This window comes from Stenotrophomonas sp. STEN029 (assembly GCF_056760015.1).
Genome location: NZ_JBRREC010000031.1, coordinates 1 through 21474, shown reverse-complemented (window position 1 = coordinate 21474; position 21474 = coordinate 1). Strand labels below are relative to the sequence as shown.

Genomic DNA, 21474 nt, shown 5'->3' with positions numbered 1-21474 from the left:
AGCTGACGCAGTGAATCATGTTGATAGTGCGGGAATGAAAAAAGGGCGGGCATGCGTAGGCATGCCCGCCCTAGGCGGGCACTTAATACTTTCCATATTGAGGAAGGAATCGGAATGAAGGGAATGGCGACGATGTTCGCGGGGAGCCTCTTGTTTCTGGCGATGGCAGCATGCAAAAAGGAAGAGTCACTGACCCAGAAGGGCGATATCAACCTGGCTGGGTGCGAGGTTCCGGCCGGTCTCACACCCGCGCAGGCAGAGGCACAGGAGTGCGCGCCCGACGTAGTGGAGCCTGCAATCACGGCAGAGCCCGCAATCACAGTAGAGCCGGTAGTAACCGTCATGGACCACGCTGTGATCAACGAAGAGCTCGCTCGTCAGGCGCTCTTGTTAGGCGATGCTCTGGAGAACAAGGAGGCGCGGCATACTGCAGAGGGTGACTTGAACGGGGATGGTGTCAGCGACAAGGCGGCGCTGTTTATGGTCGAGGCAAATGATGGAGGTATGGCCTACTCCACCCACCTAGCTGCATTCGTCAGGGAGGGTGGGGGACTGCGCTACGTTGATTCCCGCTCTGTAGCTGGTTATGGCGAAGTAGCACAGGCACTCGCAGTGCAGGATGGGGTGCTGACGGTATCCCTGCTGGTGCAAGGCGCCGATGATGCTACCTGCTGTCCATCCATGGAGAAAAAGGTCAGCTATCTGCTTCACAACGGGAAGTGGATAGAAGTGACTCCAAACGCCTATTGAAGAGCTTACGTGAGGCGTGCAGTGCCCCCTGTGTCAGTGCATGGTGTGCCGAATGGAGAACGAGGTGAGAGACGCGAGCCTTCTTCCTGCCGACGGAAGGATTTGCTGATCCAGTGAAGAACTTCATCTGAAATGATGACTTAAGGGAATCTGTCTAGGTGCGCCAGTTGATCGTCTTGGCACAGTCAGCGAGCGGTTCTCGAACAACATGTTGATCCAGTCTACTTTGCATGTGACCAAGAAAGAGAAGGGGCCAGCATGCTGGCCCCTTCTTTGGATACTGCTAGTAAGTTACCGGTCTAACAACTCGCGGTCGATGAGTGATGTGTCCAAGCCACTGGTTCGCGGTGCGCCGCGGCCGCTGTGTCCCTTCGGCATGATTCCCTTGCGCAGGTTTCGGATCCCCTTTTTGCTCGTGCTCTCGGCGTCTTGGCTGCCTTCCTGTGACTTCGGTGGGCTGGGCTTGAGCTGAGTGGTTTCCTTACAAAGGTATTCGATCGCCTGCCGCAAGCCACGCAGCTTATCTTCATTCGTCGGATGGATTAGTCCCAGGCAGTTAAAACGGTACTGATCCTTCCGGGTGTAGCAGTTGAAATAGCTAGCCTTGTCCTTTTTGCCCGTTTCCCCGACATCCACCCCGTCAGGGTACTCTCCGTGGCCGCAGCGGCGGACCCAGTCCTCTCCAACCAAACGGCCGAGATTGGCGGTATCGCGATGTTCGTGCCCGTCTAGCACAATGAGTACGTGAAAATGGATGCCACGATCGATTCCGTCCTCACGCTTGCTGATGTAGCCGAGGACGTCCGGAACGATTCGATTTTCACGCAGAGCCCGCAGGAACCTTGCGTGGTGTCCGTCCGCCTCTCGGGTGTAGCCCCAACCTTTGAATGCCGGCCGGAAGTAGAGGTCAACCCGTAGGACCAGTAGCTGAGTGCGACGCTGGAACTGTGCTGACAGATACTCGCAGCAGCTGGCGATGTTCTTTTCCTCATTACGCTTGTAATTGTCGACTGCGTTTCTGTATTGCTGGCTCTGACAGGTCGTACGCACCGAAGCTATTGCGACCTCAAGAATCTCGCGTGTCCGCAAATCACTCGGAACTGCCTCGCCGTTGCCATTGGTGAGATACACAAGCTCATGCGACCACTGGTCGACGACCTTCATGATAACGGTCAGGGGTGGATTGAAGCGATTGTACTTGTAGTACTCCGCAGTGTCGTGGTCGTAGCTCTTGAACAAGTTGAAGAGCGCTTTGCCGAGCTTCGTCAGTTGGTAGCGCGGCTTCCCCTTTCGATCGAGCACAATTTCAACCGGCTGATCGTTGGTCTGGGCGACTTCATTGACCAGCTTCTCTGCTCGGCGTAGCCAGTAGGTGAAGTCGTGTTCTTTACCGACAAAGGTAAGTCCGTAACGTTGGCTGGTCTTGCGTACGAAGAGGTGGTGAGCCTGCTCTGATTCCGCGGGCGGAGCAGTATTGACTTCGGCAGCAAGCGGAACGTCGGGAATCTGCTCCTGGAACAAGTCACAGTCGAGAACTGTGCTCGGGGTGCACAAGGTGTACTTGTTGATCTCATTCATTGGGTTGTTTCTCCTGCTAGTTGCTCGTGAATTGCTTGTTGATAAGACGACTGTTGAACTAAAGTGAATCGAATGAATTGAATAAGATAGAAACCGGAATTCGCATGGGACGGATGGCCCTGCTGTTGCTGATTTGAAGGGTAAAAACCCCCCGCTGATGGGGGGTTTTTGTGTGCTGCGCACTACGTTGACTTAGTGAGCTCGTTACATGTGGCGGGGCGCCTCCATGCGGCTCTCTAGCCACTCGTCGATGACGTATTCGATCCAGCCTTTGGCTGAGCTGCGCGAGCCACCGGCGCCAAGCGAAACGGGGCGCGGGAAGGTCTCGTCATGCCAGGGGCTCGACGGGTTCAGACGGTTGTCAATGGTGCTCTCGGAACACGAGAGCTTCTTCGCGAGGCCCTTTTTACGCAGGACTCGCTTGGAGCGCATACGCGGGGGCGCGACGGCCCCGTTATCGGTGTTTTGCGGATAGTTTTGGTTGTTGTGAAGGCTCATAACGCGGTCTCGGGGAAGCGACAGGCCCCTTGCCTGCCTGCGGCCAATATGAGCGCTCTTTTCGGCGATGGATAAGGAGCGGAAAACCGCTATCGCATGGAAAAAAGGTGGGGAAATTTATTCACATACCTGAGTATCTGGCTGGTGCTTGTTGACGAGCGCGGAATCTACGAGGCAACTCCAGCCAAGGAACTAACTTGCCGGCCCAATCCAGCACAATTGATGGCGTTTCCGCGCTGATGGCGCTGGACTGTCGTAGCCAAGTCAGCATCAGATTTGGGTTCTCGGCCTTACCTGTCGGCGCGGCCAGACGGTGTCGGTGCCTGAAACGCAGCGTGCTGGCTTAACTCCGCTTTCCCCGGGCACTTTCAACCAGGAAGGGGTTGTCAAGCATGCTTCGCCCAGGCGGGTGTCGGCATTTCGCCGGAGGTGAAACGGTCGTGTCGGTGAGCGATGGTTCTTTTACATGGGCGTCAGCGCTGCGGGTCATGCGACAGCCCTTGGCTTGGTGTGCGTATTTCAACCGAATACGCCGGATTCGCTGAGGATTTCAGGTAAGGTGGGTAGCGCAGGAGCGAGGCCTTCTGGTGTGCTTGCCTGCCACGGGTTCACCAATAGCGCGTGCGAGGACTGGATTAAGACGTGTCGGTGGGGGAAGTTCTATCCCGACACTTGCCGAGGGCGGTCGGCAGCACAACCTAGCTGCGACCAGCGCGGCCTGAGCTACGCACTCAGTTGGAGGAGGAGGTTGTCCGTTCTGGGGGCAGGTGACCTGCCCTCATGTTCAAACGGGGAAACCACTATGTGGCCACGACAGGAAGGGGACCAAGGCGCCGTTCCGTCATCTTGGAGTTCATGGAAATGGCGGGCGAGCCCATACCCGGCCTGTATGTGCGAAGAAATCGGCGCAACTGCCATCATCGATCCAGGCAGGTCATAGCTGCCATCGTGGCTAACCGTTAGGATCATTCCATCTTGGAAGTTGCGGACCATTCACGCTGGGGAGCGTTGTCTGAAGTGGATTTCGGATTCAATTGGATTGGCATGCCTTGAAGCTCATTTCACATGTACCGAATCGCACGATTTGGTGGTGTAGGTCAGCGACAGCGCCCTGAAGTTGGGACGACATCGCGCGTTCTTCGATTCCAGGGGCGGTTCATCCGGGAACCATCCACCCACCCAAGTGCCAGCCCGCGGCGCTTATCCCAATCCTGCCAACATTCCATCCAGCGCCTTTAACGTGTCGCTACGCGCGGCTTCCAATGCATGACCTGACACTGTGTGTTTATCCCCGAGGTTCTCCAGGCTAGCGACCGGTGCGCGCTTTACGGCGTTGAAGTACAGGGGAAGATCGGCGCGGATTAGGCCGTAAATCTTTTTTAGGATCGGCGTGCGCGCCTGCTCATCGGTGAGTTGTCCGCCGATGGCGGCTAGGAACGCATCGGTGTGGGCACCGTGGCATCGTTTTCATCGATCCAGGCTTCGTTCCAGCGGGCGCGTATCGCTACGTGAAAGGTCTGGCCGTAGCTGGTCTGGTCTTCCAGCAGCTCCGCCAGAAGGTTGGCTGGTCGTGCAAGTAGGCAAAATTTCGCGTGCGCGGACGCTTGGTCTTGAACTCGTCAGGCAGGTGCTTCAGGAACAGCCGCCCGAGGATGAATTCTTCGAATTCGGAAGCGTCCATCTTGCCGCGCAGGATATGGGCCGAAGATGGCGACCAAACTCCCAAGATATCTAACGCACTCAGTTTAGCTCAGCTACTAGCCTGTGAGCTCTTCAAAACTTCCCAAAAAAGGAGACAACGATGAGCAATGAGAAGAAGGCTCCGATGAACCAATCCGCCCAGCGGCGCATTCAAAGTGCGGTGGATCGCCAACCCTGTCCCTCTCCCCAGCAACGCGCGTTCAAGGCCAAGGTAGCGTCGGTCGTTGCCAAGCGGGCTTCAAAGTAATGCATCATGGCTCCGTCCATTTTAGGGCGGAGCCTTGATGCGTTACGTGGAGAGATCAAAACTGCGCCCAGTAGGGTTGCAACCACGCGGTCTTTGACCGCCCTGGGTCGCAAAGCACTTCCCACCATTGTGCGTAGCGCTCGCTTGCTTTCCCAGTTGCGCGTGAACCTTGCTCTTCGACTCTTGCCCAAATCTGGGCGGCTGCATACAGTCGGCGCATCGTCCAAGACAGGTCTTTTCCTGTCGCCTTCTCCACGTACACAATCATAGAAGAGACGTCCCTCTCACGAAGGGCTTTTGTGCCGTTTCGCCAACGCACCACCCAGGACTGACCACCTGACTCAGGCGGTCCGCCCAGCAACACGTTTTCCATTTCACGGATGCTTGGCAGTTTCTCGGGCAGTGGTCGTCCAGTGGCTGCCATGGCCAGTGCATAGTAGATGTCCAGTAGGCGGTGTTGGACGCGTCTCCGCTTCGGCTGTCCCGGCCCGTCAACCAGCAGAGTGATTAGGCTCTTGATTTCACCCTCGTGCGGCATGAGGGGGGACACGAGATCGTGATCCATCTGTGCCATCAACAGGAGCAGTGCATCTAATCCTGGATCTAGGTCATGGCGAGGTCCGATAGTTTGCGAGGCCATTACATTCATGCTTGTCGCTACTTTGACAATACCCGCAGACAATTCCTTCCTGCTCAAGTGACCATGAAGGGCGGCTTCGGTAAGGTGGTCGAAGGCTACTGCCAGTGCCTCCAGGCGGTCGCCGCCTGCAATACCAAACGTGTGATGAAAGAGGGTGCATGGTGGGCTTGTTGGGTGCTCGGCCAGTGCCAGCGCTGAGCGCTCCAATGCTCGCGCCTTACGTGAGCCACATTCCGCTGTCAGCTCAGAAAGATTCGTTCGAATGAAGGAATCCAGGCTGTTCAGGGTGTGTCGCATCTTACGCGGTCGTTTTGGTAGCCCCGCGTCCCAGGTTTTGGAAGATACACCGAACACTTTGAGCATTTTGTCGGACAGGGCACGCCTTTCCGTCCATATCCTCGCTGAGTGGAGCAGCCAACCGGTCATGGGCTGAGCCACCATCGAAGAGATTCTAAATGCGGAAGACCAGATGTCGTTCTCTTGCTCCGCGCTTAGTGGGCTAAGCGTCACGTTCGGTAAATCCTCCCATTCTTTGTCATCCCTGGGTCGTGCACGGCTACCCAGCCGATCTTTTCGGATATCCGCCTGCGGATCAACTTTGGAAGGGCTAGCGACCAAAAGAGTCTTCTCCTTGACGAGCTTGGCTTCAATGTCGCGAAGCCGTCGCATATATGAATTTCTGGATAAAAGATGCCCGACGTTTGCCGGGCATCTTTACTCGATGGGAAGAGTTCATCGCCAGGTAATGTTACGCGAGAGCGAGAACATCTTCGTGCAGTTGATGAACGTCGTCTTCCCTCCGCACAGTTCAATCAGGCCGCGTTGTTCCATTCGCAAAAGGGCTGCACGCAAGCGATTGCTCGGAATGCCTAATAACAGACCGATGCGCTCCGTGGGAACCTCCTTGTAGTCGACAAAGAGGCGGTAGGTGGCCAGGTGTCTAGTGACGGCTTCCACGTCGTCCTCTTGTTGAGGCAGGGGCGGCGGTGGGACGAACACCAGCTCGTACTGGGTGGCGTGCCAGGAAACAAGTTTCCAAGCACGCTCGAGACACGAGATCGAAACATAGTGGGTCTGGCTTTCCCAAACGTGGAAGACTGCGGCCAGGCGAGCGGTCAGGTTGAGCATCTTGGAGACGAAGTCGGCGATGTGCGCGAGCTGGCCGAACTTGAGATTTTGAGTGATGCGGCACAGTTCCTCCCAGTAGCCCAGCGCGTCAGGTGCGAACGCTAGTTCGATCGGGGTAATGCCACCGGCTTCCTGGTTGTTCTGGTGCAGGTCGTAGAGCTCCTTAAAAGCGTGGTGGAGATCCGAAAGAGCTTCATCATCGTTATCTGCGGGTGCATATCGATTGCCCAAGGGTGAAGGTTGGGCGACACAGACAAGGAAGCGTGCGAAGAAGCCGAGCCTGACCGCTTTGTGCTCGGTGTACTCACGGCGCTTACACCGGGGGCGAAATGGTTCGATCGCGGCGGACTGCGCGAGTAAGCCGAACGTGCCGCGTGGCTGGCTGGCATAGAGATGCTTCTTCTTCTCCCGGCGAAATTCCAGCGATTTTCCGTCGATCAGATCAACTAGATCCGACACGTGGCGCATCAGGCTAGAGCTCAGCAACTTGTCCCCTTCGTCGGTAAGGAAATCGACTGCTTCAAATTCGCCATCTAGCTGGTGAAGCAGGCTTTCCAGGTCAAGGTTGCTCGCTAGGCGGGGGCGGTGTTTGGGCGACGCCGTGGACGTGCGGTGCAGTTCGGCCAGGGTGACAAGAAGATCCTCCGTGGGCTCATGCTTGCGTAAACCGCGTGCGATCTCGGACTTCAAGAGCTTGATTCGGAATTTTTTCTCGGCCAACGAGGCGCTTGCTTCGGTTCGGGCGGCTTCATACCGAGCGAAACTGTCTCGAGCATGGTCCCTGAGCGGTTGGATCACGCAATCGTGTACGGGGCTCTTACTTCCACCCACATCGGCAATGCATAGCGTATTAACGCCGATGGGAATGGGTGTCCAGTGGGGAGGGGACATTACATAGAGAGGAGCAACCGCTGAGGATAGGGCCGACAGTAGGTGCGTCCGGACCATGGCGGGACAAGCTTCCGTGTTCCTGGCACAAACCGCCTTCGCGGCAGCTTCAGCGAGCGGGGGGAGCATGCCGAAGTTGTGGTCCGGTGCCTGAAATGGTGTGGAACGAGTAAGCATCCTCACGGGACGAGCTCATCGGAACGGGCGATGAGCGCGGCTGTGAACGGGTGGAGGGATTCCTCGCTTGCCGGCGGATCCTCTGCGCCATTGGTGGGCACATCCGATTCAGAGTTGCCCAGTCTCTCGCGCAGTTCCTTGAGCTTCGTTGGGTAAAACTTCTCTCGCAAGCCCAAAGCATTGATTAGATCTATTAGCTCCTTGTCACTGATTCCGTCTGACTTCGCGGACAGGATCTTCGGCTTGATGAGCGTAAGGAGCCGTTCGGCGTCCTTCTTGTCTTTTAGTGCTTGGTAGGCCGCATTGAATTGCGTAGCCATGTCCTTAACGTTACTGGATGCCATGTTCTTTTCTCGATCGGGGCGGCTGAATTGCCGTCCTCACGGGACATGGTCCAGAGAGTTGAGGAGCTTGGATAAGGAAGGGTTTTTTCGGTGTCGAGCCAGAAAAGTTGGGGAAATCTCAGATGGTCGGTTGCGTATCTGCTGTTTCCGCATAGAGCGAATGATCGGGACCACAGCTCTGCTGAGCGGCACACCCTATCAAATTGCTCGTTTTTCGAGATCGCAATGACTGCAGCGGCTGGGACTTGCGTGTGGTCGCGGGCTCAATGTTGGTCAGTGCGGGCCAACTGCAGCCAAGTGCAAATGGCATACTGAATGGCATACTGATTAGGCTTGAAAAGAAAAAAGCCCCAGAAAATCAGGGGCTTAGTTCAATCGTCTGGCGGAGAGAGGGGGATTCGAACCCCCGAAGCGCGGTTTAGACGCTTACACACTTTCCAGGCGTGCTCCTTCAACCACTCGGACACCTCTCCGGATCCTGCCGTGCTAATGCCTCGGCAGGGGCGTGGATTCTATAGGGACTGGCGGCTGTTCACAAGCACCCCCGGAACGGGGTGCTGGCGGATGGGTCGGGCGTGGCACAATGGGGCTTCAGATGAAGACGGTTGCCTGATGTCCTATCTCGTCCTTGCCCGCAAGTGGCGTCCGAAGCGTTTTGCCGAGTTGGTGGGCCAGGAACACGTGGTCCGCGCGCTCAGCAATGCGCTCGACAGTGGCCGCGTCCACCACGCCTTTCTGTTCACCGGCACCCGGGGTGTCGGCAAGACCACCATTGCCCGCATCTTCGCCAAGTCGCTGAACTGCGAGAACGGCACCAGTGCCGACCCCTGCGGTCAGTGCCGGGCCTGCCTGGATATCGATGCCGGCCGCTACATCGACCTGCTGGAAATCGATGCCGCGTCCAATACCGGCGTGGATGACGTGCGCGAGGTGATCGAGAACGCCCAGTACATGCCCTCGCGTGGGCAGTACAAGGTCTACCTGATCGACGAAGTGCACATGCTCTCCAAGGCGGCGTTCAATGCGCTGCTGAAGACGCTGGAAGAGCCGCCGGAGCACGTGAAGTTCCTGCTGGCCACCACCGATCCGCAGAAGCTGCCGGTCACCGTGCTCAGCCGCTGCCTGCAGTTCAACCTCAAGCGCCTGGATGAGGAGCAGATCCGCGGGCAGATGACCCGGATCATGACCGCCGAGCAGATCGAGTTCGACGACAGCGCGATCGTGCAGCTGGCACGCGCGGCCGATGGCTCGCTGCGTGATGGCTTGTCGCTGCTGGATCAGTCCATTGCCTATGCCGGCGGCGCGCTGCGCGACGATGTGGTGCGCACGATGCTGGGCACGGTCGATCGCACCCAGGTCAGCGCCATGCTCGATGCACTGGCCGATGGCGAAGGTGCGCGCCTGTTGCAGGTGGTTGCCGGACTGGCCGAGTTCTCGCCGGACTGGAGTGGCGTGCTGGACGCTCTGGCCGAAGGCCTGCATCGCATCCAGGTGCAGCAACTGGTGCCGGGTACTTCGGTGCCGGGTGAAGGCGTCGACGCCGTGGCCTTTGCCCAGCGCCTGCGCCCTGAAGTGGTGCAGCTCTGGTACCAGATGGCCCTTGGTGGTCGTCGCGACCTGCATCTGGCGCCCAGCCCCCGTGCGGGCTTTGAAATGACCGTGCTGCGCATGCTGGCGTTCCGCCCGGCAGGCGCAGTACCGGCGACCCCGGAAGGCAGCGCATCCGGAGCTGGCGCAGGCGTGGGTGGCAATACGCAAGCCGCACCAGCCGTTGCCGCCGCGTCGGCGCAAACCGCCAAGCCGGTTGCAGCGCAGGCTGCACCGCCAGTACCGGAACCCAAGCCCGAGCCTGTACCCGAACCAGTAGCCGTCGTGCCGCAGCAAGCCGCGCCTGCGCCGGAACCCGCAGCGCCCGCGCCTGAGCCCGTGCAAGCTCAGGTTGCAGCGCCGGCCCCGGTTCAAGCCGCCAAGCCAGTAGCTGCTGACGAAGATCTGCCGCCATGGGCGGTTGAGGCGGCTGAAGCGAATGCGCGCGATGAGGCAATGGCGGCCGAAATGGCCATGCCGGAAGCGCCCGAAGCCATTGAAATGCCGGTTGCAATACCGGTTGAGGCGCCGAAGCCGGCGCCCGTTGCCGCGCCGCAGCCGGTCCAGCAGGCCGAGCCGGTGCGCCCGACCGGCATCGCCATCGAGCCGGCGGCACCCGCAGAGTCAGTTGCACCGACGCAGGGCGGCCGCAGCTTGAACGACGCAGAACAATGGCTGGACCTGATCGACGACAGCGGCCTGAGCGGCCCGTCGCGCGAACTAGCCGCCAATGCCGCCTTCGTCAGCTTCCAGCACGGTGTGCTGCGGCTGGCCTTGTTGCCGGGTTTTGAATACCTGCAGTCTGAGCGCGCCTTGAATGCCCTGGCGCAGGCGCTGTCGCAGGCCTTGGGTAGCACGCCCAAGATCCTCATTGAGACCGGCAACGCCCAGGCTGAAACCTTGCACCAGCGCGCAGATCGTCAGCGCGGTGAACAGCAATCCGCGGCCGAAGCCGTGTTCATGGCCGACCCCCAGGTGCAGCAGCTGATACAGCAGGGTGCACGGGTCGTGGCCGATTCCATCCGTCCTTTCAAAGAGTAACGAACCATGCGCGGCAATATCGCCCAAATGATGCAGCAGGCCCAGAAAATGCAGGAAAACCTGCAGAAGGCCCAGGAAGAAATCGCCAAGTTGGAAGTCACCGGCAGCGCCGGCGGCGGCATGGTCAGCGTGACTCTGAGTGGCACCAAGGAGTGCCGCAAGGTGCGCATCGATCCGTCGGTGCTGAGCGATCCGGAAATGGCTGAAGACCTGATCGCCGCCGCCTTCAATGATGCTTCCAACAAGATCGACGCCGAATCGCAGAGCCGCATGGGTTCGGCCACGGCCGGCATGAAGCTGCCGCCGGGCATGAAGCTGCCGTTCTGATGTGGCCCGCGCCGGCTGGCCCGGCGCATGCACGTCCCCGCGCCGCGAAGCCTCCGGGCTTCGCGCGCTTGTTTTAGCGATACGCCTGCTGTGATGAGACCGTTGCGATGAGCCTGCCGCTGCTGGAACAACTGATCGAAGCCTTCCGGGTACTGCCCGGCGTTGGCCAGAAGACGGCCCAGCGCATGGCCTACCACGTGCTGGAGCGTGCCCGCGACGGCGGCCAGCGCCTGTCGGAAGTGTTGGCCGAGGCGATCGAGAAGATCGGCCACTGCAAGCAATGCCGCGATTTCAGCGAAACCGAGCTTTGCCCGGTCTGTGCCAGCAGCAGCCGCGAGCGGCAGATGCTGTGCGTGATCGAGTCACCGGCGGATCGGCTGGCGATCGAGCATGCAACCAGCTACCGCGGTGTGTATTACGTGCTGCAGGGGCGTTTGTCGCCGCTGGATGGCATCGGCCCGCGCGAGCTGGGCCTGGATCAGCTGGAGACACGTTTGGCGCAGGGCGAGGTCACCGAGTTGATCATCGCTACCAACTCCACGGTCGAAGGCGAGGCCACCGCGCATTACCTGGCGCAGCTGGCACGTCGCAACAAGGTGCGCCCCAGCCGCCTGGCCCAGGGCCTGCCATTGGGCGGCGAGCTTGAGTACGTGGATCGCGGCACTTTGTCGCATGCCTTCGGCAGCCGCAGCGAAGTCGGCGAATAAGCGCTGCGAGGGTTGTAAGCTGTAGGTCGTTTACTGCAGCGAGCCCCACATGACCGACACCATTTTCGGCAAGATCATCCGTCGCGAAATTCCCGCCGCCATCGTCTACGAAGACGATGAAGTGCTGGGCTTCAAGGACATCGCCCCGCAGGCGCCGGTGCATGTGCTTTTCATCCCGAAGAACGAGGTCATCCCCACCCTGGATGATCTGCAGCCCACGCAGGCGCACCTGATCGGCAAGCTGGCCTTGGCAGCGGGGGCGTATGCACGCCAGGAGGGCTTCGCCGAGAACGGCTACCGCATCGTGATGAACTGCCGCGAAGATGCGGGGCAGACCGTGTTCCACATCCACCTGCATTTGCTGGCAGGTGCGCCCTTGGGGCATTTCGGCGCGTGAGAAAGCTGCTTTTGTAGGAGCGGCGTAAGCCGCGAAGCCACAGATCTCTCCGCCGCAAGCGACATAGCGCAATCAGAAACTGCTGGATCGCGCGAACAGGCTTCGCAGTTGCTTGGTTGCTACCGGCTTGGCGGGGTTAGCCCCCCCAAAAAAAAATAAAAAAAGAACAAAAAACCCAAAAAAAAAACGCCGCCCCTTGGGGCGGCGTTTTCAGTTTGTTACCACCAGCCGCGGTAACCCCAGCCCCAGCCGGGACCCCAACCCGGGCCCCACGGGCCGTACGGGTAGGCGGGTACTACTTCCACTTCGCGCTGTACCGGCCACAGGTAGACCACGTCGGCGGAGAGCTTGGGCAGCGGGTAGTCGTATTCGCCGATCTTGGTGCTCTGGTAGCCATCGATGCGGCCGATGAAGGTCACGTCGCGGCCCGGCTCGAACACCGCCGGATCATAGAAGCCGCTGCGGCAGGCCATGAAGCGGCCATCGCTGGCATCGCTGGACGTGGTGCTCGGGCGGCCGCTGGCATTGAGCGGGCGGGCCAGCATCTGGAAGCAGGTTTCGCCCTGGCCCGGGATGGTCTCGATGATGCGGCCACCCCAGCGTACCGGCGCGCCGGTCTGCTTCTGCGCCACTGCGTCACGCGGCGAAACGGGGGTGAACTGTCCCTGCAGCGGCTTGGGCGCCGTGGCACAGGCGGCCAACACCAGGCTGGCGGCGGCAACGAGGAGGATGCGGGTCTTCATGTTCGTACTCCGGGTTTCGGGCGGTGCCTGTGCAGGTCCGCCAATAATGAAACGACATCCGATCGGACGCCAGCGTAGCGCGCCTGAGTGAAACGCTGGCTGAGCGTCAGCAGGTCGCTGCCGGGCCGGGCACGGTCAACGCGGCTGGCCCAGTCGCTGGCGGTCTCGAAGGGCTCACGGCCCAGCCCCAGCCGTTGGTAGCGACGGTCCAGCCGGTGCCAGGCGCGCAGCAGCGGGTCGCGTTGGCGCTCGCCACGGGCCAGCAGCCAGGCCATCAGGCCGATGGCGAGGGCCGCAAAACCGGCAAACATGGCAACCAGCTGCGAGGGGCTCAATTGCTTGATACCGAAACCGCTGAGCAGGCGCTGCTGACGTTGGGCATCGAAAGACAGCACGGCGGTGTTCCAGCCGCGGCGCAGGTAGTCGCTGTACTGCAGCAGGCTGCTCCAGCGACCGGACAGGTCCAGTCCACTGGTATTGCTGTCGCCGATGCGGTCTTCCAAGGTGTCATAGATGCGTTCCGGGGCGACGGCTGCGGTGGGATCAACCCGCACCCAGCCGCGCTGCGGCAGCCAGACCTCGGCCCAGGCATGCGCATCAAGCCGGCGCACCACCCAGTAGTTGCCGAAGCGGTTGCGCACGCCGCCGGCATAACCGGTGACAACGCGTGCTGGAATGCCTGCGCCACGCATCAACACCACGAATGCCGCGCTGAAGTGCTCGCAGTAACCGGCCTTCTGGTCGAACAGGAATTCGTCGACGGAGTGGCGGCCGGCCAGCGGCGTGTTCAAGGTGTAGGCGAACTCGCGGTGGATCCAGTCCAGGCTGCGTTTTACCAGCGCGGCATCATCATTGCCGGCCTCGCTGCGCCATTGTCTGGATAGCGCGAGCGTGCGCGGGTTGAAGCCGTCCGGCAGTTGCAGGGCCTGCCACCGCAGGCGTGCCGGCAGTTCGGCCTGGAACGCTTGAGCCGGACTGGACTGCATACGCCAGCGGGTCAGTGCGGTAAGTGGTCGCGCTGAGGTCAGGCTGTAGTCGGCATCCAATTGGCTTCCTGCAGGTGCCTGCAGGGGCAGGTCCAGCGCGACCAGTTCGCGCTGGTCGGTGGGCTCGTAGTCGATCTGGTAGTCCCAGCGCTGCGCGCTGTTGGTCACGTTGGGCATCTGTTCGGAGCGTTGACTTCGCATCCGCGACCAGCGCCGGCCATCGAAGCGCGTCAGTACCGGCCCGCGCCAATAGCTCTGGTCCTGCGCCGGCACCGGGCCGAAGAACTCGACCCGCAGCGCCGGGCTGTCATCGGCCATCATGTCGCCCAGGTCGCCGGGCTGCATGTTGTCGGACAGGCCGGGGCGCCCCACCACCCGATCGGGTGTGCCCCATAGCGGCGTTGGCAGGCGCGGCACCAGCCAGAATGCCGACAAGGCCAGCGGCAGTGCCAGCAACATCAGCCCGCCAACCGTGCGTAGTTGGGCGCGCGGTGGCAGGTGGGCAATGCCTACTTCTTCATCGGCCAGGCGTTGCAGCGCGAGCAGGGCGGCTACCACGGCGGCGGCTGACATCAGCAGGGTGCTTGGCCCCTGATCGAGCAGGAAGGCTGCGAATGGTGCAAACAGGCTGAAGCCAATCAGGCTGCGTGCATCACGCAACGTGCGCAGCTCGCTGGATTTGATCGCCAGCATCGCCGCAAGCAGGGCGCAGCCATTGTCGCGGCCGGGGTTGGCGCCCATCTGCCAGTAGATGCAGATCAGCATCACGCCGATCAGCAGCAGGCGCAGCAACAAGGGCATGGCACGCCGCCATGACCACAGCGCCACCAGCAAGGCGGTGATTCCGAACAGCGCCGCCAGCACGCCCGGCAGCTGCAGCAGCAAGGGCAGCAGCGAGAGCGCCGTGACCAGATTGATCCAGAGGCGGCTGCTGGCGCTTATCGCGGGTGCGGGCGTCTTCATGCGTCTGGCAACAGCGCCAATGCGCGCAGGCAGAGGTGGCGATGGGCGTCGCCGCTGGCTGGCCCGAATGGGGGCTGCCCGGGCAGACGCAGTTGATAGCTGCGGCCTTCGCGTTCGGCCTCATCCACCCAGCGCGCCAGGCGCGAAATGCGGCGTTCGTGGGGCAGGGCCAGCAATTGCTGCCAGTCCAATACCAGCTCGGCGCCATAGGGGCGCTCGTACTCGCGCACCAGCAGTTCGTCGCGTCGCGCCGAGTGCTTCCAGGCGATGCTGCGGCGCGAGTCGCCGCTGCGGTAGGGGCGCATCTGCTGCAGTTCTTCGCCTTGTGGATGCACGCGGGTGCGGGTGGAGGCGCTGCCTGCATCCGGCAGTGGCGGCGCATTGGTTTCCGGCGCGGGATAGACCAGCAACGCGGTGTCTGGCCAGAACCATGCCCAGGCGCGGACCAGGCCCAGCGGCTGGGTGCTGGTGATCCGGATGCGTGACAGATCCAGCCAGCCGCGTTGCTGGGTGGGTAGCCAGAGGTCGGCTTCGGCCTGGCTGTCCTGCTCCAGGTTGAGGTGGGTCTTGGCCTGTGGGTAATCCAGCTGCAGGGCACGGCGCCAGCGGCGGTCACCGCGCGCAAGCGCCAGCCGCAGGCGGATGGGAGTGCCTGCGGCCACCGGGTCGGCGGAAACGGCTTGCAGGCGCAGGCCTGACAACTGCAGGTGCGCCTGCACGGTGCTGGCCAGCGCGGTTGCGCCCAGCACCAGCGCCAACAGCAAGGCGGGGTTGTTGTTGTAGTTCAAGGCGCCAAGCAGCATGACCGCGAGCAAGCCCGCCAGGAACAGGCCGAAGCCGGTCGGCAGCACGTAGATGCGGCGTCTGTCCAACTGCGTCGGCAGCTGTTCCGGTTGCCGTGGGCGGGCCAGGAACTGCAGGGATTGCAGGCGCTGCCGTAGTGCTGCCAGCACCTCAATCCACCTGCACGCTGTGCAGCAGGGTGCGTGCCAACGTCGGGCCGGAGGATGCTTCGGCTTCGGCAACCAGACGATGCCCGGCGACCGCGATGAACAATGCCTGCACGTCTTCCGGGATCACATGCTGGCGGCCAAGCAGCAGCGCGTGCGCCTTGGCCGCGCGCAGCAGGGCGATACCGGCGCGTGGCGACAGGCCGACGCGCACGCCCGGGTGTTGGCGGCTGCGGGTGATCAAGGCCTGCACGTAGTCAATCAGCGCGTCACTGGCATGTACCTGGCCAACGGCTTCGCGCAGCATGCGGATGTCCTGCTCCGACAGGCAGGGGGTAACCCGTGCGATCAGGTCACGGCGGTCTTCGCCGGCCAGCAGGGCGCGCTCGGCGTCGGCATTGGGATAGCCCAGGGTCAGGCGCAGCAGGAAGCGATCCAGCTGCGAGTCTGGCAGCGGGAATGTGCCGGACATGTCCACCGGGTTCTGCGTGGCGATGACGAAGAAGGGATCCGGTAGCCGGTGGGTCACGCCATCCAGCGTGACCTGCTGCTCGGCCATCGCTTCGAGCAGGGCGCTCTGCGTGCGTGGCGGTGCGCGGTTGATTTCATCAGCCAGCAGCAGGTTGCAGAACACCGGGCCGGGATGGAACTGGAAGCTGCGGCTATGCGCCTCGTAAACCGAGATGCCGAGCACATCGGCAGGCAGCAGGTCGGAGGTGAACTGCACGCGCTGGAACTGCAGGCCCAGGCTGGAGGCCATCGCGTGGGCCAAGGTGGTCTTGCCGAGGCCGGGCAGGTCCTCGATCAGCAGATGTCCGCCGGACAGCAGCGCGACAAAGGCCATCCGCACTTCCTGCGCCTTGCCGAGCAAGAGGGAATTGACCTGCTGTTGCGCTGCCGATAGGGACTGTAGTGTGACTTCGGTTAGCATTCCGGGCGGCGCCATTGTCATGGTCGTCTCGATACTTGGGCTGAAGGAAGTGTACGTGCCAAACAGGGGTGAGCAACGCGCATACGTAACGTTCCTTGTGCTGTGGGTGCTGGTCACCACAGCCAAGGTGCTGTTGGCTTCGCAGTTGACGCTGTTCGTGGACGAGGCGTTCTATTGGCAGGAAGGCCAGCATCTGGCTGCCGCCTATTCGGATCTGCCCGGGCTGACCGCGTGGTTGACGCGACTCGGCGTCGAGGTATTCGGTGACCATCGGCTTGGCGTGCGCATGCCGTTCCTGATCATGGGCGCGGCGCTGCCGTGGATGGTCGCCGGTATCTGCACGCGCTGGTTCGGCGTGCGCATGGGCTGGCGCGCGGGCTCACTGGCCTTGTTGATGCCGTTGTCGGCGACGCTGGGAATCCTGGCGGTGCCGGACGTGTCGATGGCGATTGCCGCCCTGCTGTGCCTGGATGCCGGTGCACGCCTGCTGCGTGGGGTGGGTGCTGGTGGCGCCTTGCTGCTGGCCTGCGGCCTGTTGATGGGCGCACTCAGTCACTACCGCTTCATTGGTGTGATCGTTGTTGGTTTCATTGCACTGGTGCTGTTGCCAGAGGGCCGCAAGGCCTTGCGTGATCCGCGGGTGTGGATCGCACTGTCGGTGGGCTTGGCGGCGTGGACGCCACTGATGGCATGGAATCTGGACAACCAGGATGCTGGGCTCAAGTTCCAGGTGATCGAGCGCCATCCGTGGGCGTTCCAGTCGGAAGGACTGCTGTTCCTGGTGATCCAACCAATGCTGGTGACACCGCTGTTGTTCGTGGCGATGGCGGTGGTGGCCAGCAGGGGGCTGCGCAATGTGCAGGGTGGCTTCCATCACCTGCAATGGCGCTACTTTGCCTTGGTCGGCGCTACCTCGACCTTGCTGATCTTCGCATTGGGGTTCTTCACCGATGTGGAGCGGATCAGCTTCCATTGGCCGCTGCCAGGTTATCTGGCCTTGCTGGTCTGCGTGCCTGCATTGCTCACGCATTGGTCGCGCCCTTGGCGGCGTGCATTGTGGGTGCTCACCACGCTGGGTCTGCTGTTGGCGATGGGCTACTACCTGGTTGCCGCATCACCCGGCTTGCGTGAGCAACTGGCGGGCAGCAAGTACTACCCCCGCAATTTCGCCGGTTGGCAGCAACTGTCCGAGGGTGTGCGCGAGGAACTGGCGCAGATGCCGGAAGATACCCAGGTGCTGGCGGGCAGCTTCAAGGTCGGTGCGGAGTTGGGCTTCCGTCTCAACGATCCGTCGATCAAAGTGCTGCCACATGAGCTCAATGATCGGCATGGGCGCACTGCGCAGTTGGCGCTCTGGAAGTTGATCAGTGACGGTAGCCGCACGACGCCGGTGCTGTTGGTATTGGCACCCGGCGACCAGCGTTACCGCGATCTGCTGGAGCGTTACCACAAGGTCTGCGAGTTGGTGGGGCCGCTGCCGCCGCCGAAAGTGGTCTCACTTGATCACGGGTTCCAACGTTTCCTGTTGTTCCGCTTGCCGGCCGAGAAGCAGCAGGGACCATGTGTGACACCGGCAATGGCGTGGGTGGAAACCCCGCTGGCGGGTCAGGCTGTGGGCGGCGCGCTGGAAGTCAGTGGCTGGGCTTTCAAGGATGGCGTGGGATTGTCGCGGGTTGAGTTGCTGCTGGACGGTCGCAGCGTAGGGGACGCCGTCTATGGGCGCGCCTATGACGTGCGCCCGTTCTGGAAGATATCCACCGATCCGCAACATCCGAATACCGGTTTTGATGCAAAGCTGGATACCTCAGGCCTGAAGCCCGGCACGCATTGGCTGGGCCTGCGCCTGCATGGCAATGACGGCAGCGTCGAGACCTGGGCCGAGCAGCCGTTCGAGGTTCAGTAGCGTCGCTTACGATCCAGGACGGCACGCAACAACGCCGTAGCCCGGGTAAGCGCAGCGCACCCGGGGCTGTTGGCGGAGATCTGCATTGCCGGTAGATCGCAGCCGTTGGCGGAAAGATTGAGCGACCGGTAGATAGTGGTTCTGCGCTTACTCTGGCTACAGTGAAGCCGCAGGCTAGGGCAGCTGATAGCCCGCCTGCCGCAGCAGCTGTGCGGTCTTTATCAGCGGCAAGCCAATCAAGGCCGTGGGGTCGCTGTTCTCGATGGCGTCGAACAGCGTGATGCCCAGGCCTTCGCATTTGAAGCTGCCGGCGCAGTCCAGGGGCTGTTCGGCGTCGATGTAACGCTCGATCTCAGCGGTCTGCAGGGGCCTGAAGCGGACCCGGGTGAGATCGATGGCCTGATGCTGGGCAATGCCATCGCTCACGCAGACCGCCGTGTGGAACTGCACCTCATGGCCGGACATCGCTGTCAGCTGCGCAATGGCGGCCTCGCGGGTGCCCGGTTTGCCCAAAGGCTGCCCATTCAGCTCGGCGACCTGGTCCGAGCCGACAGCCCAGCTGCCGGGGTGCTGGCGGGCAACCGCGGCGGCTTTGGCGGCGGCCAGGCGCTGCGCTTGGGCTGCCGGCGGCTCGCCGGGGAGCGGGGCTTCGTCCACATCTGGGGCCGCTGAACTGAACGAAATCCTGAGCCGGTTAAGCAATTCAGCGCGATATCGGGACGTGGAGGCGAGAATCAGGGGCTTCATGTGTAAAAATACGCAGCTCGGGACGGCCAGTCTGCTGCGCCGCTGCCGGTCTGACAATGTTTCCGTCGCTATGGATTTGACAGCGGCGTGGCTACTCCTTAACATTCTGCAGCTTATGTCCGCGAACGTACCCGAATTGCTGGATGCTTGGCGGATGGTCATTGCGCGCAGGCGCTTTGATGGCCAGGTGCCTTTGTCCGAATTGACCCGCTTGCAGGGTCTGGTTGCCGATACCGAAGGTCAGTGCACGTATTCACTGGAGTTCGATCGAGACAACATCTTGCAGGTGTCGTATGTCGATCTGACCATTGATACCGAGCTGCCCTTGATCTGTCAGCGCACCATGCAGCGTTTCCTGCTGCCGGTGTCGATCAAGCAGCGCTTGGGCTTGATCAAGGACGAAGAAGAAGAATCTGCGCTTCCAGAGGAATACGAAGCGATGCTGGTGCCCGAAGACGGCAGCCTGCGTCCGCTGGACCTGGTGGAAGACGAGTTGGTGTTGGCGGTGCCGGTGGTAGCGCTGGCGCCTGGAAGCGAGGCAGTCGAACGTGACTTCAGCGCGACCGAAGAAGAATTGAGCAAGGCCAATCCCTTTGCGGCATTGGCGGCGCTGAAGAAATAATTGCGGCCGGTAATCGTCGGCGGCTGCGGCGAAAGCGAGTAGTGCTGGACGCTGGCGTCCTGTGCAATTAAACGACGAAGCAAACGAAACCGAGTTTGGAGCAATCCCATGGCTGTGCAGAAATCCCGTGTTACCCCGTCCCGCCGCGGCATGCGTCGTGCCCACGACGCCCTGAGCGCAAAGCAGCTGTCCACCGATCCGACCACCGGTGAAGTGCACCTGCGTCACCACATCACTGCTGACGGTTTCTACCGCGGCAAGAAGGTGATCACGACCAAGTCGACCCTGGTCGTCGAAGAAGATTGATTTGTGACGGCTGCCGCCACCTGAGCGTGGCGGTTGTTGCACCGATTCTTCCGGGGCCGCCTACGGGCGGCTTCGCGCAATAGGAAACAGCATGAGCAAGCGGATCTACTCGAGGATCGCGGGCACTGGTAGTTATTTGCCCGAGAAAGTGTTGACCAACGATGATCTGACCAAGATCGTCGAGACGACCAACGAGTGGATCGAGTCGCGCACGGGTATCCGTGAGCGGCACATCGCTGCCGACGACGAGACCACCAGTGACCTGGGCTACCACGCCGCCACGCGCGCGCTGGAAGCTGCCGGCATTGAGGCCTCGCAGCTGGACATGATCATCGTAGGTACCACCACGCCGGATCTGATCTTCCCGTCCACCGCTTGCTTGATCCAGGCCCGCCTCGGCGCGACCGGCTCGGCGGCGTTTGACGTCAATGCGGCATGTTCGGGCTTCCTGTTCGCCCTGAGCGTGGCTGACAAATTCATTCGCAGCGGTGATGCCAAGCATGTCCTGGTGATCGGTGCGGAGACCCTGACCCGTATCGTTGACTGGACCGACCGCACGACCTGCGTGTTGTTCGGCGATGGCGCGGGCGCCGTCGTGCTCAAGGCCGACGAAGATACTGGCATTCTCAGTACGCATCTGCATGCCGACGGCAGCAAGAAGGAACTGCTGTGGGATCCGGTTGGCGTCTCGGTCGGCTTCGACAAGCCGGGCAAGATCAACATGAAGGGCAACGACGTGTTCAAGTACGCCGTCAAGGCGCTGGACTCGGTTGTTGATGAGACCCTGCAGGCCAACGGTTTGGATAAGTCCGACCTGGATTGGCTGATCCCGCACCAGGCCAATCTGCGCATCATCGAAGCCACGGCCAAGCGCCTGGAAATGCCGATGGATCGCGTGGTGGTCACCGTCGACAAGCACGGCAACACCTCGTCGGGCTCAGTGCCGCTGGCACTGGACGCCGCGATCCGTTCCGGTCGCGTCGAGCGTGGCCAGTTGTTGCTGCTGGAAGCCTTCGGTGGCGGTTTCACCTGGGGCTCGGCGCTGCTGCGCTACTAAGCACCTCCACAAGCAGATCTACCGCACGGGCAGCCAATGGCTGCCCGTTGTCGTTGGCGCCGCCTGTATGCCGGGCATGGCTCGGCACCACGCCCCCTCCCTTTGCCGTAGGCAAGGGGAGGGCTGGGGAGGGGGCCTTGCGCTGTTGATCTATCAGCTTCGCGGCTCACGCCGCTCCCGCAGCGCAAAACCAACCTATAGTGCCGAGCCATGCTCGGCATGAGGCTTCATCGGTAAAGCCCCTGCCGAGCATGGC

Annotated in this window: 21 protein-coding genes and 1 tRNA gene; 10 read left to right on the top strand and 12 right to left on the bottom strand. The window is 61.4% G+C overall.

Going from position 1 to position 21474, the window contains the following annotated elements:
• The first annotated feature begins 123 nt into the window (after nucleotides 1–123).
• Nucleotides 124–750, top strand: a complete 627-nt coding sequence (locus ACVOLI_RS09020) for a hypothetical protein (protein WP_481534341.1) — start codon at nucleotides 124–126, stop codon at nucleotides 748–750.
• A 291-nt stretch (nucleotides 751–1041) separates the two neighbouring features.
• Here the strand turns inward: ACVOLI_RS09020 and ACVOLI_RS09015 are convergent, their stop codons facing one another.
• The 3 genes from ACVOLI_RS09015 to ACVOLI_RS09005 form a co-directional block, all read right to left on the bottom strand.
• Complete coding sequence (locus ACVOLI_RS09015) at nucleotides 1042–2328, bottom strand: YagK/YfjJ domain-containing protein (protein WP_481528720.1); 1287 nt, start codon at nucleotides 2326–2328, stop codon at nucleotides 1042–1044.
• 204 nt (nucleotides 2329–2532) lie between these two features.
• On the bottom strand, nucleotides 2533–2826 hold the full coding sequence (locus ACVOLI_RS09010) for a helix-turn-helix transcriptional regulator (protein ID WP_481528719.1): 294 nt from the start codon (nucleotides 2824–2826) through the stop codon (nucleotides 2533–2535).
• Nucleotides 2827–4330: 1504 nt separating this feature from the next.
• Nucleotides 4331–4552, bottom strand: a complete 222-nt coding sequence (locus ACVOLI_RS09005) for a type I restriction-modification system subunit M N-terminal domain-containing protein (RefSeq protein ID WP_481528718.1) — start codon at nucleotides 4550–4552, stop codon at nucleotides 4331–4333.
• A gap of 75 nt (nucleotides 4553–4627) precedes the next feature.
• On the opposite strand from ACVOLI_RS09005, the gene ACVOLI_RS09000 reads away from it, so the two are divergent.
• Nucleotides 4628–4774: a hypothetical protein gene (locus ACVOLI_RS09000; protein WP_481528717.1), complete on the top strand. Its 147-nt coding sequence runs from the start codon at nucleotides 4628–4630 to the stop codon at nucleotides 4772–4774.
• Nucleotides 4775–4829: 55 nt separating this feature from the next.
• On the opposite strand, the gene ACVOLI_RS08995 is transcribed toward ACVOLI_RS09000, so the two are convergent.
• The 4 genes from ACVOLI_RS08995 to ACVOLI_RS08980 all read right to left on the bottom strand — a co-directional run bounded on the left by ACVOLI_RS08995 (nucleotide 4830) and on the right by ACVOLI_RS08980 (nucleotide 8424).
• Complete coding sequence (locus tag ACVOLI_RS08995) at nucleotides 4830–6083, bottom strand: hypothetical protein (protein ID WP_481528716.1); 1254 nt, start codon at nucleotides 6081–6083, stop codon at nucleotides 4830–4832.
• Between the two features lie 63 nt (nucleotides 6084–6146).
• On the bottom strand, nucleotides 6147–7490 hold the full coding sequence (locus ACVOLI_RS08990) for a YfjI family protein (RefSeq protein ID WP_481528715.1): 1344 nt from the start codon (nucleotides 7488–7490) through the stop codon (nucleotides 6147–6149).
• Between the two features lie 119 nt (nucleotides 7491–7609).
• On the bottom strand, nucleotides 7610–7951 hold the full coding sequence (locus ACVOLI_RS08985; RefSeq protein WP_296251554.1) for a hypothetical protein: 342 nt from the start codon (nucleotides 7949–7951) through the stop codon (nucleotides 7610–7612).
• A gap of 380 nt (nucleotides 7952–8331) precedes the next feature.
• Nucleotides 8332–8424 (bottom strand) — tRNA-Ser (locus ACVOLI_RS08980).
• 139 nt (nucleotides 8425–8563) lie between these two features.
• On the opposite strand from ACVOLI_RS08980, the gene dnaX reads away from it, so the two are divergent.
• From dnaX to ACVOLI_RS08960, 4 genes are all read left to right on the top strand, one after another.
• The gene (gene dnaX / locus ACVOLI_RS08975) at nucleotides 8564–10579 is read left to right on the top strand and encodes a DNA polymerase III subunit gamma/tau (protein ID WP_481534340.1); all 2016 of its coding nucleotides are present in this window, start codon (nucleotides 8564–8566) and stop codon (nucleotides 10577–10579) included.
• A gap of 6 nt (nucleotides 10580–10585) precedes the next feature.
• Complete coding sequence (locus tag ACVOLI_RS08970; RefSeq protein WP_313170267.1) at nucleotides 10586–10906, top strand: YbaB/EbfC family nucleoid-associated protein; 321 nt, start codon at nucleotides 10586–10588, stop codon at nucleotides 10904–10906.
• A gap of 107 nt (nucleotides 10907–11013) precedes the next feature.
• Nucleotides 11014–11613 (top strand): recombination mediator RecR, encoded by a 600-nt coding sequence (gene recR / locus ACVOLI_RS08965; RefSeq protein ID WP_282270729.1) that lies wholly within the window; start codon nucleotides 11014–11016, stop codon nucleotides 11611–11613.
• Nucleotides 11614–11662: 49 nt separating this feature from the next.
• Complete coding sequence (locus tag ACVOLI_RS08960) at nucleotides 11663–12010, top strand: histidine triad nucleotide-binding protein (RefSeq protein WP_481534339.1); 348 nt, start codon at nucleotides 11663–11665, stop codon at nucleotides 12008–12010.
• Nucleotides 12011–12228: 218 nt separating this feature from the next.
• On the opposite strand, the gene ACVOLI_RS08955 is transcribed toward ACVOLI_RS08960, so the two are convergent.
• Genes ACVOLI_RS08955 through ACVOLI_RS08940 form a run of 4 tightly spaced genes read right to left on the bottom strand, consistent with a single transcriptional unit; the run spans nucleotide 12229 to nucleotide 16583 of the window.
• Nucleotides 12229–12753 carry a Slp family lipoprotein gene (locus ACVOLI_RS08955; protein WP_481534338.1) on the bottom strand — a complete coding sequence of 175 codons (525 nt, stop codon included), beginning with the start codon at nucleotides 12751–12753 and terminating at the stop codon, nucleotides 12229–12231.
• Nucleotides 12750–14702 (bottom strand): transglutaminase TgpA family protein, encoded by a 1953-nt coding sequence (locus tag ACVOLI_RS08950; protein WP_481534337.1) that lies wholly within the window; start codon nucleotides 14700–14702, stop codon nucleotides 12750–12752. The genes ACVOLI_RS08955 and ACVOLI_RS08950 overlap by 4 nt, the downstream gene beginning before the upstream one ends.
• Nucleotides 14699–15655, bottom strand: coding sequence for a DUF58 domain-containing protein (locus ACVOLI_RS08945; protein ID WP_481534336.1), 957 nt, complete (start codon nucleotides 15653–15655; stop codon nucleotides 14699–14701). The genes ACVOLI_RS08950 and ACVOLI_RS08945 overlap by 4 nt, the downstream gene beginning before the upstream one ends.
• A gap of 1 nt (nucleotide 15656) precedes the next feature.
• On the bottom strand, nucleotides 15657–16583 hold the full coding sequence (locus ACVOLI_RS08940) for an AAA family ATPase (protein ID WP_296252772.1): 927 nt from the start codon (nucleotides 16581–16583) through the stop codon (nucleotides 15657–15659).
• 19 nt (nucleotides 16584–16602) lie between these two features.
• On the opposite strand from ACVOLI_RS08940, the gene ACVOLI_RS08935 reads away from it, so the two are divergent.
• Entirely contained in the window at nucleotides 16603–18486 is a 1884-nt protein-coding gene (locus ACVOLI_RS08935) for a glycosyltransferase family 39 protein (protein ID WP_481534344.1), read from the top strand.
• A 174-nt stretch (nucleotides 18487–18660) separates the two neighbouring features.
• Here ACVOLI_RS08935 and ACVOLI_RS08930 read toward each other — a convergent pair whose 3' ends face one another.
• Complete coding sequence (locus ACVOLI_RS08930; RefSeq protein WP_481534335.1) at nucleotides 18661–19233, bottom strand: Maf family protein; 573 nt, start codon at nucleotides 19231–19233, stop codon at nucleotides 18661–18663.
• A gap of 115 nt (nucleotides 19234–19348) precedes the next feature.
• On the opposite strand from ACVOLI_RS08930, the gene ACVOLI_RS08925 reads away from it, so the two are divergent.
• The 3 genes from ACVOLI_RS08925 (at nucleotide 19349) to ACVOLI_RS08915 (ending at nucleotide 21218) form a co-directional block, all read left to right on the top strand.
• Nucleotides 19349–19855, top strand: a complete 507-nt coding sequence (locus tag ACVOLI_RS08925; protein ID WP_481534334.1) for a YceD family protein — start codon at nucleotides 19349–19351, stop codon at nucleotides 19853–19855.
• A gap of 108 nt (nucleotides 19856–19963) precedes the next feature.
• Nucleotides 19964–20161: a 50S ribosomal protein L32 gene (gene rpmF / locus ACVOLI_RS08920; protein WP_282270713.1), complete on the top strand. Its 198-nt coding sequence runs from the start codon at nucleotides 19964–19966 to the stop codon at nucleotides 20159–20161.
• Between the two features lie 91 nt (nucleotides 20162–20252).
• Nucleotides 20253–21218, top strand: coding sequence for a beta-ketoacyl-ACP synthase III (locus ACVOLI_RS08915; RefSeq protein ID WP_481534333.1), 966 nt, complete (start codon nucleotides 20253–20255; stop codon nucleotides 21216–21218).
• The last annotated feature ends 256 nt before the right edge of the window (nucleotides 21219–21474 follow it).

Coding starts and splice junctions, on each gene's coding strand:
- ACVOLI_RS08950 (WP_481534337.1), bottom strand. CDS start 14,702: ATGAAGACGCCCGCACCCGCGATAAGCGCCAGCAGCCGCCTCTGGATC.
- recR (WP_282270729.1), top strand. CDS start 11,014: ATGAGCCTGCCGCTGCTGGAACAACTGATCGAAGCCTTCCGGGTACTG.
- ACVOLI_RS08940 (WP_296252772.1), bottom strand. CDS start 16,583: ATGCTAACCGAAGTCACACTACAGTCCCTATCGGCAGCGCAACAGCAG.
- ACVOLI_RS08915 (WP_481534333.1), top strand. CDS start 20,253: ATGAGCAAGCGGATCTACTCGAGGATCGCGGGCACTGGTAGTTATTTG.
- ACVOLI_RS08990 (WP_481528715.1), bottom strand. CDS start 7,490: ATGGTCCGGACGCACCTACTGTCGGCCCTATCCTCAGCGGTTGCTCCT.
- ACVOLI_RS08955 (WP_481534338.1), bottom strand. CDS start 12,753: ATGAAGACCCGCATCCTCCTCGTTGCCGCCGCCAGCCTGGTGTTGGCC.
- ACVOLI_RS09020 (WP_481534341.1), top strand. CDS start 124: ATGGCGACGATGTTCGCGGGGAGCCTCTTGTTTCTGGCGATGGCAGCA.
- dnaX (WP_481534340.1), top strand. CDS start 8,564: ATGTCCTATCTCGTCCTTGCCCGCAAGTGGCGTCCGAAGCGTTTTGCC.
- ACVOLI_RS09015 (WP_481528720.1), bottom strand. CDS start 2,328: ATGAATGAGATCAACAAGTACACCTTGTGCACCCCGAGCACAGTTCTC.
- ACVOLI_RS08930 (WP_481534335.1), bottom strand. CDS start 19,233: ATGAAGCCCCTGATTCTCGCCTCCACGTCCCGATATCGCGCTGAATTG.
- ACVOLI_RS08960 (WP_481534339.1), top strand. CDS start 11,663: ATGACCGACACCATTTTCGGCAAGATCATCCGTCGCGAAATTCCCGCC.
- rpmF (WP_282270713.1), top strand. CDS start 19,964: ATGGCTGTGCAGAAATCCCGTGTTACCCCGTCCCGCCGCGGCATGCGT.
- ACVOLI_RS08935 (WP_481534344.1), top strand. CDS start 16,603: ATGGTCGTCTCGATACTTGGGCTGAAGGAAGTGTACGTGCCAAACAGG.
- ACVOLI_RS09010 (WP_481528719.1), bottom strand. CDS start 2,826: ATGAGCCTTCACAACAACCAAAACTATCCGCAAAACACCGATAACGGG.
- ACVOLI_RS08925 (WP_481534334.1), top strand. CDS start 19,349: ATGTCCGCGAACGTACCCGAATTGCTGGATGCTTGGCGGATGGTCATT.
- ACVOLI_RS08995 (WP_481528716.1), bottom strand. CDS start 6,083: ATGCGACGGCTTCGCGACATTGAAGCCAAGCTCGTCAAGGAGAAGACT.
- ACVOLI_RS08970 (WP_313170267.1), top strand. CDS start 10,586: ATGCGCGGCAATATCGCCCAAATGATGCAGCAGGCCCAGAAAATGCAG.
- ACVOLI_RS09000 (WP_481528717.1), top strand. CDS start 4,628: ATGAGCAATGAGAAGAAGGCTCCGATGAACCAATCCGCCCAGCGGCGC.
- ACVOLI_RS08985 (WP_296251554.1), bottom strand. CDS start 7,951: ATGGCATCCAGTAACGTTAAGGACATGGCTACGCAATTCAATGCGGCC.